The sequence below is a fragment of the Neobittarella massiliensis (ex Bilen et al. 2018) genome (assembly GCF_900289145.1).
Taxonomy (GTDB): Bacteria; Bacillota; Clostridia; order Oscillospirales; family Ruminococcaceae; genus Neobittarella; species Neobittarella massiliensis.
Window position 1 is genome coordinate 477,453 of the sequence record NZ_OKQO01000001.1, and the last position, 14,309, is coordinate 491,761.

Annotated in this window: 12 protein-coding genes and 1 tRNA gene; 8 read left to right on the forward strand and 5 right to left on the reverse strand. The window is 51.7% G+C overall.

Annotated features, from left to right (window positions below; translation table 11 throughout):
- Positions 1-203: 203 nt before the first annotated feature.
- Positions 204-1,604: an aspartate ammonia-lyase gene (locus tag C6Y32_RS02300; protein WP_105203543.1), complete on the reverse strand. Its 1,401-nt coding sequence runs from the start codon at positions 1,602-1,604 to the stop codon at positions 204-206.
- 293 nt (positions 1,605-1,897) lie between these two features.
- Between C6Y32_RS02300 and C6Y32_RS02305 the strand changes: the two genes are divergently transcribed.
- Positions 1,898-2,341, forward strand: coding sequence for an Lrp/AsnC family transcriptional regulator (locus tag C6Y32_RS02305; RefSeq protein ID WP_105203658.1), 444 nt, complete (start codon positions 1,898-1,900; stop codon positions 2,339-2,341).
- A gap of 104 nt (positions 2,342-2,445) precedes the next feature.
- Here the strand turns inward: C6Y32_RS02305 and C6Y32_RS02310 are convergent, their stop codons facing one another.
- The 3 genes from C6Y32_RS02310 to C6Y32_RS15070 all read right to left on the reverse strand — a co-directional run bounded on the left by C6Y32_RS02310 (position 2,446) and on the right by C6Y32_RS15070 (position 4,039).
- The gene (locus tag C6Y32_RS02310) at positions 2,446-2,628 is read right to left on the reverse strand and encodes a hypothetical protein (RefSeq protein WP_105203544.1); all 183 of its coding nucleotides are present in this window, start codon (positions 2,626-2,628) and stop codon (positions 2,446-2,448) included.
- Between the two features lie 213 nt (positions 2,629-2,841).
- Positions 2,842-3,261, reverse strand: a complete 420-nt coding sequence (locus C6Y32_RS02315; protein WP_105203545.1) for a hypothetical protein — start codon at positions 3,259-3,261, stop codon at positions 2,842-2,844.
- A 121-nt stretch (positions 3,262-3,382) separates the two neighbouring features.
- Complete coding sequence (locus C6Y32_RS15070) at positions 3,383-4,039, reverse strand: hypothetical protein (RefSeq protein ID WP_129589367.1); 657 nt, start codon at positions 4,037-4,039, stop codon at positions 3,383-3,385.
- A 259-nt stretch (positions 4,040-4,298) separates the two neighbouring features.
- On the opposite strand from C6Y32_RS15070, the gene C6Y32_RS02325 reads away from it, so the two are divergent.
- Positions 4,299-4,375: transfer RNA gene (locus C6Y32_RS02325), tRNA-Pro, on the forward strand.
- 996 nt (positions 4,376-5,371) lie between these two features.
- Here the strand turns inward: C6Y32_RS02325 and C6Y32_RS02330 are convergent.
- Positions 5,372-6,841, reverse strand: a complete 1,470-nt coding sequence (locus tag C6Y32_RS02330; protein WP_164998092.1) for a GntR family transcriptional regulator — start codon at positions 6,839-6,841, stop codon at positions 5,372-5,374.
- A gap of 150 nt (positions 6,842-6,991) precedes the next feature.
- On the opposite strand from C6Y32_RS02330, the gene C6Y32_RS02335 reads away from it, so the two are divergent.
- The 6 genes from C6Y32_RS02335 to C6Y32_RS15075 all read left to right on the forward strand — a co-directional run bounded on the left by C6Y32_RS02335 (position 6,992) and on the right by C6Y32_RS15075 (position 14,081).
- Positions 6,992-9,232: a bifunctional diguanylate cyclase/phosphodiesterase gene (locus tag C6Y32_RS02335; RefSeq protein WP_105203548.1), complete on the forward strand. Its 2,241-nt coding sequence runs from the start codon at positions 6,992-6,994 to the stop codon at positions 9,230-9,232.
- A gap of 239 nt (positions 9,233-9,471) precedes the next feature.
- Positions 9,472-10,074, forward strand: coding sequence for a TetR/AcrR family transcriptional regulator (locus C6Y32_RS02340; RefSeq protein WP_164998093.1), 603 nt, complete (start codon positions 9,472-9,474; stop codon positions 10,072-10,074).
- A 34-nt stretch (positions 10,075-10,108) separates the two neighbouring features.
- Positions 10,109-10,867, forward strand: a complete 759-nt coding sequence (locus tag C6Y32_RS02345; RefSeq protein ID WP_105203550.1) for an ABC transporter ATP-binding protein — start codon at positions 10,109-10,111, stop codon at positions 10,865-10,867.
- A gap of 1 nt (position 10,868) precedes the next feature.
- Positions 10,869-13,253, forward strand: coding sequence for an ABC transporter permease (locus tag C6Y32_RS02350; RefSeq protein WP_105203551.1), 2,385 nt, complete (start codon positions 10,869-10,871; stop codon positions 13,251-13,253).
- 157 nt (positions 13,254-13,410) lie between these two features.
- Positions 13,411-13,761 carry a hypothetical protein gene (locus C6Y32_RS02355; RefSeq protein ID WP_105203552.1) on the forward strand — a complete coding sequence of 117 codons (351 nt, stop codon included), beginning with the start codon at positions 13,411-13,413 and terminating at the stop codon, positions 13,759-13,761.
- A gap of 2 nt (positions 13,762-13,763) precedes the next feature.
- The gene (locus C6Y32_RS15075; protein ID WP_129589368.1) at positions 13,764-14,081 is read left to right on the forward strand and encodes a hypothetical protein; all 318 of its coding nucleotides are present in this window, start codon (positions 13,764-13,766) and stop codon (positions 14,079-14,081) included.
- Positions 14,082-14,309 lie beyond the last annotated feature (228 nt).

Sequence of the window (14,309 nt, forward strand, 5' to 3'; positions counted from 1 at the left end):
CATCATTTCCAGCTAAACAGCTCTCCAACAGGTGTTTTCTGGCATAAAATCATGTTATTTAAGTTAAAATAGGGGATAAAAGTACGCGTTTGCACCAACTGCTACCCCACAAGAGCATGTCGGTCCATTAAAATATCAAGAAAAAAGCACCGTCCCAGCCCCGTCTTACAGAGCCTAAAGCGGTGCTTTTGGCGGAATTTTATCTACTGTACAGCCTGTAGCTGTGGCTCGGTCATCGATACCGGGTTTAATATGCGGTCCACCTCGTCGGCGCTCACAATGCCCATATCCACCACCATTTTTCGCACGGGAATGCCGGTTTTCAGCGATTGCTTGGCGATCTCGGCCGACCGCTTATAGCCTATTTTGGGGCACAGAGCAGTCACCATACCCACACTGTGTTCCAGCAGCTCTAGACAGTGCTCCCGGTTGGCGGTAATGCCCAGCACACAGTTGTCCACAAAGGTCTGTACCGCCCCCGTCAGCGTCTCGATCGATTCAAACAGGTTGTAAAACAGCACCGGCTCAAACGCGTTGAGCTCCAGCTGACCCGCCTCAGCCGCCATCGTAATGGCAAAGTCGTTGCCGATCACGTTAAAGGCCACCTGCGACACCACTTCGGGGATAACGGGGTTTACCTTGCCCGGCATGATAGAGGAGCCGTTTTGCTTAGCTGGCAGATTGATCTCGGCCACGCCGGTCTTGGGCCCGCTCGAGAGCAGCCGCAGGTCGTTGGCCATTTTTGAGAGGTTCACCGCGCAGGTCTTGATAATGCCCGAAACGGTGACGAAACCGTCCAGGTTCTGGGTGGCATCGATCAGGTCCACCGCCTGTACCACCGGCAGACCGGTGACGTGGCGGATGTTGTCGGTGATGGTGGCCAAGTACCGGGGAGAGACGTTGATAGCGGTGCCGATAGCAGTGCCACCCATATTGATGGTGTGCATCTCTTCTTCGGCCAGCCGCAGCCGCTCCAAATCCCGGCGCACCGCCTGGCTCAGCGCATAAAACGACTGCCCCAGGCGGATCGGCACTGCGTCCTGCAATTGGGTTCGCCCCATTTTAATAATGTCATCGAACTCCTCGCCTTTTTGGCGCAGCGCCTCATACAGCCGCTCTAACTGGTGGGCGGCCAGCGGCAACAGCTGCAAAACGGTCAGCTTGCCGGCTGTGGGGAACACGTCGTTGGTGGATTGGGCCATGTTCACATGGTCGTTGGGGTGCACCACTGCGTAATCGCCTTTTTGACCGCCCAGCAACTCTATGGCCCGGTTGGCAATTACTTCGTTGGCGTTCATATTGGCCGAGGTGCCCGCCCCACCCTGAATGGCGTCCACAATAAACTGGTCGGCAAAGGCACCGTCGATCACCTCGTCGCAGGCACTGATGATGGCCTGAGCAATGTTGCCCGGCAGCGCACCGGCGTCCCGGTTTGAAATGGCGGCAGCCTTTTTGATGCAGGCCAGCGACCGGATCAGCAGCGGGTGCATCTTGCGTCCGGTAATGGGAAAGTTCTGGCTGGCGCGCAGCGCCTGTACACCGTAATAGGCCTCACTGGGGACCTCTAAGGTACCGATCGAATCTGCTTCCACTCTGGTAGTCATTGTGCACGCACACCTTTCTCGATCTACCTAGGCTGTCTGCCCAGGCAATATAAACACTTCTCTCTACCCACAGCATAGTGTGCCGGTGGCGTCTGGTAAAGCCTTTTAGGCAAACTAGAAAGAATGTTTGGTATTTTTTGTATGTACTTAAAATTGTTAAGCCAACCAGCCGGTTTGCTTTATTTTGATAAATTACCAAAACTGAGCGTTGCTCCTCTTTTAAACGCTTACCAGCCTGTGGTATAATCGTACTGGAAAACAGCTGCCCTCTGGCAGCAGGTGGGGGAATGGGCATGGACCGTGTAGACCAAAAGATCGTGGCGCTGCTGCAGCGAAATGCGCGCATGCCGCTCAAGCAGTTGGCTCAACAGGTCTATCTCTCCTCACCGGCAGTGGCGGCGCGTATAGAGCGGCTGGAACGGCAGGGTATCATAACCGGGTACTGTGCCACAGTAGACGCAAAAAAAGCCGGCTATGCCATCACCGCTTTTATCAATATGGTGCTGTCTCACCAAAATCAGCCCGCTTTTCGCGACTTTATCAAAGAGCAAAAAAACGTGCTGGAGTGCTACCATGTTGCCGGCGCCTTTTCCATGCTCTTAAAAGTATGCTTTCCAGATACGGCCCAGCTCGATCTCTTTGTGGCCCAGCTGCAGCGCTTTGGCAATACCCAAACACAGATCGTATTCTCCCAGGTCATCGCACCCCGCCAGCTGGAATTTTCATCCGAGCAGTAAGAGCATACACTCTGTCCACAATACAGCCGCATCACTGTCTGTGCAGTGCAAAATTAGAGAGCCCACCGGCTTTAGCCGGCGGGCTCTCTTGGGTAAAAAGATCTTTACTTCTGGTTTTCCTCGCTGTAGTCGCGCTCATTTTTTACTTCAAAGTCTGCTACTTGTGAGTGGGTACTGTGCTGATTACCGTCTTTGGAGCGGTAATCAGTGCCGGCTGTGGTCACGGTGGTGGGCGGTTCTTTTTTCATCTCTTTTAAAGTCGTGCGGTTTCCGCGCGGTGCGATCATCTGTAGCGCCTCCTACTATACATTTAAACAGTCAGAGAATTTTTTGATAGCTGTTGCTTTTATTTTGCCACTATCAGCCGCGCACATACGTCAATGGCTTCAATATCAGGGGTCAAAAATGGATCATTATTATATGTGTCTGAGCGTGCTTGCTGATTAAATTAAAAAAGAGGTATCGCCGTATAGCGATACCTCTTTTTTTGAGTTTTATGGTTACTGTGCATCGGGCTCGCCGGAGGACGCTGCGTCGTCTTCATCACCGTCTTCAGCGTGTAGCACGATCTTGCCGTCCCGATACTCCACCTCGCCGTCTTCCACCTGGGTGTAGTACTCGTAGTCGTTGGTGTCGCGGCGGCTGCCATCAGGCACGATATCCAAGTCTGAGTAGTCCATCTGGGCCTGCCGGCGCTTGGCTGCTGCCTGCCGTTCCTCTATAGCCTTTTTCTCGGCCTTTTTCTCTTTCGAGCCCTGGATGGCAAACCACACCATCAGCACAAAGAAGAAAATGAGCAAAATGTTGAGCACCAACATGATCCACTGCCACATTCCCCACTGATAGATGGGCAATTTCAGTAAAAAGGGGACGTTCGAGATGATCAAAACCAAAATAGTAAACGCTACAAAATAGGCCATACTGCGCTCCTTGATCGACTTGTAGTAGTGAGAAATAATATTCCCAGTCGCCGTTTCTCCACGGCCAAGCTGCAGTTATTATAGCATTTACGACCGCAAAAAACAAGTTGTCCGAAACGCGCTATTTGCCGCTCTGCAGCTGCTGAGCCCGCCGCTCGCCTTTTTCAGTCAACTCGTAGCCGCCCCCAACAGCGCGCGGATAACCGCACTTAGGGCGACAGGCATCATAGATACAACCTTTGACCCGATCGACAGAGCTGTCTAACTGATACCAGGCGGTATAGACCACATCGGCTGTGATGGTCCCACGAAAACCATACACATTGCGCAAATAGGCCATGATGGCGACCAGTGTATCAAAGCGGGTGCGCAGACGCTGGCCGCGCAAATAATCCGGCAAACTGATATGTCCGCCGTTTACCGATACATCCAGCCCATCTACAAGCTGTGGTTTTGCAGCCGCATGACTTTTTTTACGACCGTAAATAGGGGAGGAGTTACCTTGTGCAGCCGTATCCAGCTCTGGTGATGGATCCTCCGTTATTGAAGAAGTGGAAGCATGGATTTCCGGGAAAAGAGCCGCGGGATCTTTTTGGTCGGGCAAATCATTCCCCGCGGCTGATATACCCGATGTATCACCATAAGTAGCTGCCTTTTCCAGCGCGCCAAGCCCGCTGGTGCGCAGGTCGTCTAGCACCGTCTGTACAAATTGATCCTCGCCTTCCATTCGGATACAGATCGTATCCGAAGAGATATCCAGTTGAAGTTTCGCTAACAAGATGGATTTCCCTCCTTTGTTCTTGCTAAATTTCCGGAATATATACTTTTTTATTCAGGATATCACATATTCCGGGCATATACAATAAATATTTCCGATATTATTTAATATTATTGGAATAATTGCAGCTTAAAAGTTGCCGGAACAGTTAGTTTTGTAATCAATATGAGTACGGAAACTATATCGCGATAAATTTATAGAAAAATAGAATTTGGGTGTTGCATTTTGAAAAGTGTCGTGCTATACTAAATAGGCACTTCCGGGTGTAGCGCAGTTTGGTAGCGCGCTTGAATGGGGTTCAAGAGGCCGCAGGTTCGACTCCTGTCACTCGGACCATGAAGATTGTCGATATTATATCGGCAATCTTTTTGCTTATATTGATAAATTTTAGAAATACAACTGAAATTGGAGATATTCAGGGTGTAACATAGTGAAAACCAAGAAACAAAAGGAATTGATAGAGCTATATCTATCACAACTTGATTGTGAAAAGCAAGCGATATACCGTGAACTTATAATGTACCTTTCGGAGCTTGGTTACAATCCTAAATAAGAGAGGATGAGAATCTCTTTTAAGCACGATTTGCACAGTAAACAGATAGTCAAAATCGGTATGACGAAAGGCAAGCAGCCGAGACCGATTTATATGTTTCGTTTTTTTGCTTGCCAAAATTACGACAAACGATTTAAGGATATTGTGAAAACAGCAGTCAGCAAAGATAGTTATAAGGAGTCGCGGTGTATACATTATCATTGTAATTGATGTGCTGGGGAAGCTAAAACGCACGTTTATATTGATGAGTCGTTTGATGGTACTTTAAAATTTCATAGCGGAACGAGAGTCCTTGACATTCCCGATGTCAAAACAGAGGATATTTTAGAGATAATGAAACTTGTGAATGATGAACATGGCTATTTCGTTTTAAAATGAGGCAAGTATCAAAAAATAGAAAAGTAAATCTGGGACTACGGGTCAAGACCTTTTCAATACAATAGGCTCAATGGTTGGGCTGTTATTTAAGGATTATTCTCTTTTTTAGAAAATCAATCATGTGAAAAATTAGGATATACTGCATGTAGCATTTAAGATGATATTCTTTTTTCTTTCTAACGAGTGCCTTTTTTACAAACACTTACTAGTGCAAAAGCCATCGACAAAGTCGATGGCTTTTTTCTTTTTGTAATCTTAGTTCTCAGTTATACTATCTGATATGGATTGGGCTTATTTCCGAGATGAAAAATAGTAAAGTAGCCGCCACGTAGTGGCAGCTACTTTATGAAATATATGCTTACTCTGTAGGCCATGTTTACGGCCCAGTAAGATGTTTATTTTTAGTGCAATTCCTGCGGGGAGATAATATCGGCGGCCTCTGGCAGGCCTCGGGTAGCCACGAAATCGCGCACGAAGGTGAGAATGTGCCCATAGCAGGACGAGAGATGGGTGATAAACCCGTTAGCATCTCCCTGCCGCAGAGCATCGAGGGCGGCGAAACTGATCTGAAAAAGCAGATTAGAACTGGCTGGCCCCTCGCTGTAAAAGGAAAAATAATATCCCCAGTGCAGCAGCTTGTTTACCTCTAATAAAATAGTTTTGAGCGGCGCTAGTGGCAGATGATCGGTGATACAAAAAAAGATCTTTTCCAGTGGGATCGCATTTTGGCTGCGGCACTGCTTTTGTAGATCGAGGACTACTTGCCGGTCTAGATGGGGGAGAGCCAGCATGGCTGCCGGCTTGATGGCGATGGCCATGAACTGCAGTCCGCTCAGGTAGAGCAGTGTATCGCGTCGGTAGGTCTTGTTTTTCATGCACTGCAGTACTTCGTCATCTTTTTGTAACAGTACTTGGGTACCTTTGGCATTAAAGGTCTGCCCAAAGCCCAATTCACCGAGCATAGCCATAGCTTTGCGTACGGTGGAGATACACACGCCGTATTGCTTGGCCAGCGCTGCCTCGGAGGGGAGAAATTCTCCTTCGCGGTATATACCCATGCCGATCTTATCGATGAGATCGCGGGTGATCTGGGTGTAGTAATGGTCCCGGCCCCGCTCAGAGGTCCAGGTATAACCGGCATTGGGATCCTCCTGTGGAGGGGCCTTACAGGTCGCCAGCGCTTCATCGATCCACTTTTCCACGGCTATTGTCAGTGCTTGGAACATACTCTGAAATCGGGTGGTGATGAGTGTTTCATCTTTGGTGGGCAGAGACTCCATGGTCTGCATAGCGCTGTGAAAGGTACTGTGTGCCGCCACCCATTGGGCGTGACGGGGATGCTTTTGAAAATACGGTGTGCGAGCGTATATTTCCAAGCTGGCAAACATGTCCCGAAATAGGAGATTATGAGAGCGGTCTAGCAGTGTATAGAGCAGGGAAGAATAGGCCTGCCAGCAGACTGCCGGATCTTTTCCCTTGAGCCGGGCCAGATCACGCGACCACTGAACAAATGAGGCATCGCCAAACACCTGGGCTGAGAGCGCAAATACAGGGGGCATGATGATCGACATCGTGCGGTATACATCAATGATCGACGTGCGGCGTACCAGAACCGACTGCATAGCTGCATCTATTCCCTCAGTGACGGGCAACTGATACTGAACAGTAGTGGGCCGCCGTTCCTGCGTGGAGATATACCCCTCTTCTTTGAGTGCGCGCAAAACATCGCGCACGGTGCGGATACCGACATTATAGAGTTCGCACATCCTGCTGATAGAGGGGAGCTTATCGCCGTACTGCAGGCGTCCGGTCAGGATCTGTTCCCGCAGATCTCGATACACGTGGTCAAATAAAGTCTGTTTATTTTGCATGATAGGCTCCTCTCGATCACAATTTATCTTTATTGTACTGTAGATAATGACAAAATACAACATACTATATGTGTACGTACGCAGATTGATTGTTGTCCCTGTAAAAAAAGCATGATAGCATGAGGATAGAGTAAATGAGGAGGTGTACGGGTGCGTGCGAAGTACGACCAGGCACAGAATAGATCGTCTGCTGGGCACGGGGTGCAGCTGGGCGTGATATCAGCTATTTTATTGCTGGTGATCGCCCTGATGTTGTGGAATACCTCGGGCCTAAAAAAGGCGTTGAAGGCCAGCACCGAGCAGTATGTGACCGATGTATCTGATCAGCTGGCCAGCGATATCTCTTCCCGTTTTCATATTTATCAGATGACATTGGCTGCTCTGTCGGAAGAACTGTCAAGTTTTTCGGGGCCGGATGAGTCCCAGCAGCTCTTGGAGCGCCAAGCTGATATCCTGGATTTTGACGCGCTATTCATCATAGAAAAAAATAAGCTCACGGACTTACCGGATCTTGGAGAAGTCGACCTGCAGAGTGTTCCGGGCATAAAAGACGCCTTTGCAGGCCAGCAGACGGTCACCTATATTGAAGACAGGCAAAATCTTTTATTTTTGACCCCCATCGAGCAGGATGGGCAGATCGATAGCGTGCTGGCAGGAGTGCGCAGTAAAGAGAATATGCAGCAGCTCATCCAGCCAAAGAGTTTTTCGGGGCACGGCCTCACCTGTATTATAGATGGTACTGGAAAGGTGGTGCTCTCACCTACCGACCTCAAGCCTTTTTTGCAGTTGGATAGTGTTTTTAAAGAGGGGGAGGACTTAGCTGCTGAGCAGGCGATCGCCCAGATGCAGCAAAATATAGCCCAGCAACAGGCCGGCGTATTTCAGTTTACCGCCACCGATGACAGCCAACTGGTCTTGTCTTATCGGCCGCTATATGTAAACGACTGGTTACTGCTGACACTGGTGCCGGCCGGGCTGATATCTGGCAGTGCCGACGCCTATATGTTGCGCGCTTTTTTGATCGTCGGCGGTATCGTGGCGGTACTGACGGTATTTTTGTTGCTACAGCTGCGCTATTACCGCACCAGTAGGAAATACCTGGAGCAGGTGGCATTTACCGACCAACTGACCGGAGGTATGAATCAGGCTGCTTTTCGTTTGGCATACGAAAAGCTCATATCGTTGGGTATGGACCCCGGCGCCTATACGGTAATCTTTTTAAATGTACGGGGCTTTAAGCTCATCAACGAAAATTTTGGTGTAGAGGCCGGCAACGATACGCTGCGCCACATCTATGTGTCGCTCAAAAGGCATATCCAAGCCGATGAGATCGCTGCCAGAGGAGCAGCTGATCAGTTTTTTCTGTGCTTGCACACCGGAGATAAAGAGACTATTCAAAAGCGTTTAGACCAGCTGATGGCCGATATCAACAGCTTTTCTCAACACACCGACATCCAGTATTATCTGACCATTTTACAGGGGGCCTGTGTGGTGGAAGATCCCGCTGCCGACGTGACTATTTGGCAAGACCGGGCCCGCATGGCCTGCAAGCTACAGGGCGAGAAGGGAAAATGCGCCTTTTACAGCGCCGAGATGCTGGAACAGATGAAGAAAGAGCAGGAGTTGGGCGCGCTGTTTGAGGCGTCGCTAAAGAATCACGACTTTCTGGTCTATCTACAGCCCAAGGTGCGATTGACGGATGGCCGCTTAGCCGGAGCTGAGGCGCTGGTGCGGTGGGTACACCCCCAGCGGGGGACCATCTTTCCATCCGATTTTATCCCGCTGTTTGAAAAGACGGGGGATATCTGCAAGCTGGACCTCTATGTGTTTGAAGAGGTTTGCATTTTGCTGGACAGGTGGAGGCGGGAGGGCCGCGAATTGGTTCCCATATCGGTGAACATGTCCCGTGCGCACTTTAAAAATCTCAATTTTTTGCGGCCGTTTACCGCTCTGAAAGAGCGCTACCACATCCCCGATACAATGATCGAGATCGAGCTGACCGAGTCGACATTTTTTGATGAGCAGCAGCGTAAGTTGGTGCAAAATTCGGTGGAAGAGATGCACCGCAATGGTTTTCTTTGCTCGCTGGATGACTTTGGAGTGGGATTTTCTTCGCTGGCACTGCTCAAAGAATTTGATGTGGACACCATTAAGCTGGATCGGCAATTTTTTGATGACATCGCCAGCGAAAAAGCGCAGAAGGTGATCGCCAGCTTTGTCCAGCTGGCTGCAAAATTGCACATCCACACGGTGGCGGAGGGGATAGAGACCCAATCGCAGCTGGCCTTTTTGCGTGCTGTAGGCTGCGACATGATACAGGGATACGTCTTTTCTAAGCCGCTATCTATCTCCGATTTTGAGCGGTGGGCTCCCCCGGCAATAGAGGGATGATGTGCAGCTTTCTCACCAGAGAGTGGCTAGCGCGGCGAGCTGGCCCGTACAAAACAAAGTGACTGTATGACTTGACAGGTAAATATTGATAATTTCTGGCCCGATAGCCGCCCCACCGGCTGATCGGGCTTTTGTTATGCCCGTAAATAGAGAAGAAAATGATTGACAGAAAATATAACGCATGTTATTATAACAAGTGTTTTAATAACATGCGTTATATTAAAGAGAGGAAGTATGCTATGCCGGCCAAAAAGAAGGTGACCCGTGCAGCTATGCTGCAGGCGGCGGTAGAAATATTGCGCAAAGAAGGCCATGACCATCTCAATGCCCGCAGTGTGGCACAAAAGCTGGGCTGCTCAACTCAACCTATCTACACAGAATTTGGCAGTATGGAAGCGCTGAAAGCAGAGATGAAGAGAGAGGCTGAGCGACTTTACGTACAGGCAGTTGCGCACTATACGGCGCAGAGCAAGTACCCGCCATATATGGCCTTTGGCCTGGGGTTTATCCGCTTTGCCAAACAGGAAAAAGAGATGTTTCGCTATCTGTACATGCGCGATCGCCACGGTAATGGGCGGGCGATCGATGATATCAACGCGCCCAATATCATGCAGACTCTGACACAGCGCTACAATATGGCCGCCGATCAGGCAAAACAGCTGCACTACGATATGATGATCTACGCCTATGGGCTGGCAGTTATGGTAAACGCCAATTATCTGGATATAGACGAAGACGAGATATGCCGCCGTCTGCGGCTGGAGTTTGTGGCTTTAGCCCGTGTTTACGGCGCGCAGGAGGATGCGTTGGCGGCCGAGGACAGCAAGATGGGCAAGGTGTGACCGGCGATATAAAGTCGGCGAGAAGGGATACATTATGAAAAATACCGTCATCAAGACCGAGAGGCTCTGCAAGTATTTTGGCACCGGAGCGCAGCAACAGCAGGTGCTCAAGGACCTGGATATCGAGATATATCAGGACGATTTTACCGTGATCATGGGTTCATCGGGGGCGGGCAAGTCTACGCTGCTGTATGCACTGTCGGGCATGGACCAGCCCACCAGCGGCCAGATCCACTTTTTTGACACCGAGATCGAGCAGATGGACAATGACAAGCTTGCGATCTTTCGCCGTGAGCACTGTGGCTTTGTATTCCAGCAGATGTTTTTGCTGGACAATATGAGTATCCTGGACAATATATTGGCCGCCGGCCTGCTGACTGGAAAAGACAAGAGAGCGATCGTGACCTATGCCAAAGAACTGCTGGGTAAAGTGGGCTTGACCGAGAAGATCTGGCGCAAATTCCCCGCCCAGCTCTCGGGTGGAGAAAATCAGCGGGCTGCAATCGTGCGGGCGCTGGTCAACCGGCCGCAGGTCGTGTTTGCCGATGAGCCCACAGGTGCGCTGAACTCGGCATCGGGCCGGGCTGTGCTAGACGTGCTGACCGAGGTGCACCAGAGCGGGCAGAGCATCATTATGGTCACCCACGATCTGGTGTCGGCCCGACGGGGCAACCGTATCCTCTATATCCGAGACGGGGTGATCGGCGGTGTGTGCGAACTGGGAAAATACGTGAGCGGCGACCGGCAGCGGCACGACAAACTGCTCTCTTTCTTAGCCGAGATGGGGTGGTGAGATGTACAAACTGTGGATGCACGCCCGTGCGAATATCAAAAAGACGAAGTCGGTGTCGGCCACGCTGGTGGTGATGTTCCTCATCGCCGCGCTACTGCTCAATGTGGGGCTTTTGGTGGCTATTCGGTACGGCAGCTTTTTTGGCCAACTGAAAGAGGAACTGGCGCCGGCCGATGCCTATTTTGCTCTGCCCCAAGCAGTGTACACCCAACAGGTACAGGACTATATCAGTCAAAATGAACACGTAAAAAAGGTCCAGACCAACGAGGCCCTCGCTCTGGGGGCGGAGATCACCCAGAAAGGCAAGAAAAGATCGTATACGGTACTGCTGCAGAATATGGATGAAAAACGGGAGATCTCCAAGTGGAAATATGTGGGAGAACACCGCCCGGCCACCGAGATGTCAGTTTATGTGCCAGATATCTTTAAAGCGGTTGGCGGTTACCAGCTGGGCGATAAAATGACACTGCACTACACCGACCAGACGACGGGCGAAAAGCGGCAGCTGACCTTTACCGTACAGGGCTACACAGAGGATATCTTTTTTAGCTCTACCGACACGGGGATGATGGGTTTTTATCTGCCGCAGGAGACCTACCGCCAGGTGGCTGATATCCTACAGGGACCGTCTTACCGGATGCACCTGGTGCACACCCGCTTAGACGAAGTGAAAAGTGCCTCGGCAGTAGAGGCGGGTATTCGGCAGACCCTGGGGCTCGACAGCTCCTCGCTGATGGCCGGTGACAGCGATGCGATGCTGATTGCGCTGGATATCGAACTTATCGAGCTGTCCCGCTGTATGATGGCCACAATGATAGCGGCTATGATGGTGCTGTTTGCGCTGATCATCGTTGTGGTGTGCCTGCTGGTGGTGCGCTTTCGCATCGTCAACAGCATTGAAGACGACCTGATGAAGATCGGTTCGCTCAAGGCTATCGGCTATACCGGCCGGCAGATACGCCTGTCGCTGCTGATCCAGTATCTGCTCATCGCCGGGCTGGGCAGTCTGCTGGGGATCGGCGCGTCTTACGGGCTGCTGCCATCGATCTCGATGATCTTTGAGCAGCAGTCGGGCCTAAAGTGGGAGCAGGGATTTGATGTGGGCATCAGTGCGTCTGCGCTGCTGGTGCTGCTGGCCGTTGTGGTGCTAGTCGTGGTGCTGGCCACCAGGCGGGTCAACCATCTGAGCCCCATCAGAGCACTGCGGGGCGAGAGCACAGTACACAAGTACCGGCACAATATGCTGCCCCTAGAGCGGGCCCATGGGCCATTATCGGTCACTTTAGCCGGCAAGTCGATCCTGCAAAATATCAAGCAGAATATCATGGTGGTCATGATCATGATCGCTGTCACATTTGCCGGTGCCTACGGTATCATCATGTACTACAATACTGCCATCGACACCAAGGCTTTTGCCGAGGTGCCGGGCATGGAGATAACCAACGTCATCGCCGCGCTCAACGCAAAAGAGGACCAGAGCAGCACGGTGGCCGCCATAAAAGATATGGAACATGTGCGGCTGGTGCAGTACCTGGATGAGGTAAAGCTGGAGGTAGACGGCACCCAGGTATCTTCTTACGTGATGGGAGATTACGCCGGCAAACAGACGCGGTTGGTCTATGAGGGCCGCTATCCCCAAAAAGATGGGGAGATCGTACTGGCCGGCATTTTGGCTGACCGCATCGGCAAAGGAGTAGGCGATCTTGTTGCGGTGCGTTGGGGTGACAGCGAGGAGACCTTTCGGGTCACGGGCCTGTCTAACGGCTCATCTATGGGTGGACTCAACACCTCTATCCGCACCGCCGATATGCGGCGGCTGAACGCCGATTTTAAACCGCAGATACTGTACATCTATCTGGATACAGGGACAGACAGCGCCAGCTTTATCGAGCGGCTAAATGATACCTTCGACAGCCAGACTCTGCTCAGTGTCACCAACTTTGACAAGGGGTTGGCGGAAGGGATGGCCTCGTATCAAAATATTGTAGCGGCCATGGGGCTGGCAATGCTGATCATTACGCTGGCGGTGGTGACTCTGGTGCTTTATTTTATGATCAGCTCCTCGGTCATCCGTCAAAAACGGGATCTGGGCGTCCAGAAGGCGATAGGTTTTACAACGTTTCAGCTGATGAATCAGCTGTCGCTCACCTACGTGGCACCGGTGGCGGTGGGCGCGGCGGCCGGCAGTTTGCTGGGGGCACTGTACACCAACCCCATGATGTCGGTGGCCATGCGCGGCGTTGGGATCATGAAGGCCGGCTTTTTAGTAGACCCACTATGGGTGGTGGCTTTTGGGCTGGGAACGGTGGTGTTCTCTTACCTGCTGTCACTGCTCACCACCTGGCGTATCCGCAAGATATCTGCCTATGCGCTGGTGACAGAGTAGCCACTGATATCGGTGTATAAAAGGCGCGTACTGCTCCGTTACCGGGCAGTGCGCGCCTTTTTTAGCGGGTAAAAAAATGGATTGGTCATCCGCTCGCACCGCCCGGCAGCCGGCGGCATAAGATGAGGTATCCCCAAACAGAGAGGAGGGATATCCGATGCAAGAAAACGAGCGCGATCTGACCGAGCAGGAGCTGGCGGCCCGTGCTGTTGCCGACTGCCCTGCTGTTGGCTACCAGCAGGTCGACGTGTGCGTGCCGGTAGCAGTAACTCCCTACGCCCAGGTGAGCGAGCCCATCACCCGCTGTTGCGGCGCGCCGATCGTCACCCCGGGCAACGACCACTGCCCCGGCGAGATAAACGGCCAGTGCAACTTCACCATCAGCCAGACCATCTGCATCGAAGTGCCGGTGGAATTTGGCGCTTCGGCCATCGTCGGCGACACATATGTCGACTGTCAGGGGGCCACGGCCACCAATGTAAGCAGTAATTGTATAGGAGGTGCGTAAATATGGCGCCAAGCCGTGATACGAAACGAGACGGGTGTGAGAACCGGCCCGACACCAAAAGACCGGGCTGCGCAAGGACTACCTGCACGTATACGCAGGTAGAACTGCCCATCTCGATCCAGCCGGCTGCCCAGGTGGGCGACATCCGTTTGACCTGCTGTGGAGAGCCATCTGTGTGCTGCCGCCGGGCCTGTGACGGCAGCTGTCTGCTGACTTTTACCCAGCAGTTGCGGGTAGAGGTGCCGGTGACCTACAGCGCCACTGTAGAGGCCGGCACCATCGACCTGTGTCTCCCACCTAAGGACTGTACCGGCAAGTAGAGCGGTTTGGCCCTGTTTGGCACCTTTTGTTTTAGAGCGGCGAGCCGTCTGCACAGTGCAGGTGGAGAGCCGCTCTTTTTTGATGGCCGGCCAATATCGAGCCGATCGCGGTGACAATGCGCATGTCGGTATCTGCGCGTTGCGGCCCAGTCATATTTATATAGAAGAAATACACTTCAAAACGGCCGATCAGACCAAAAAAGTGGGTCTGCAGTGGCTTTTATGTGA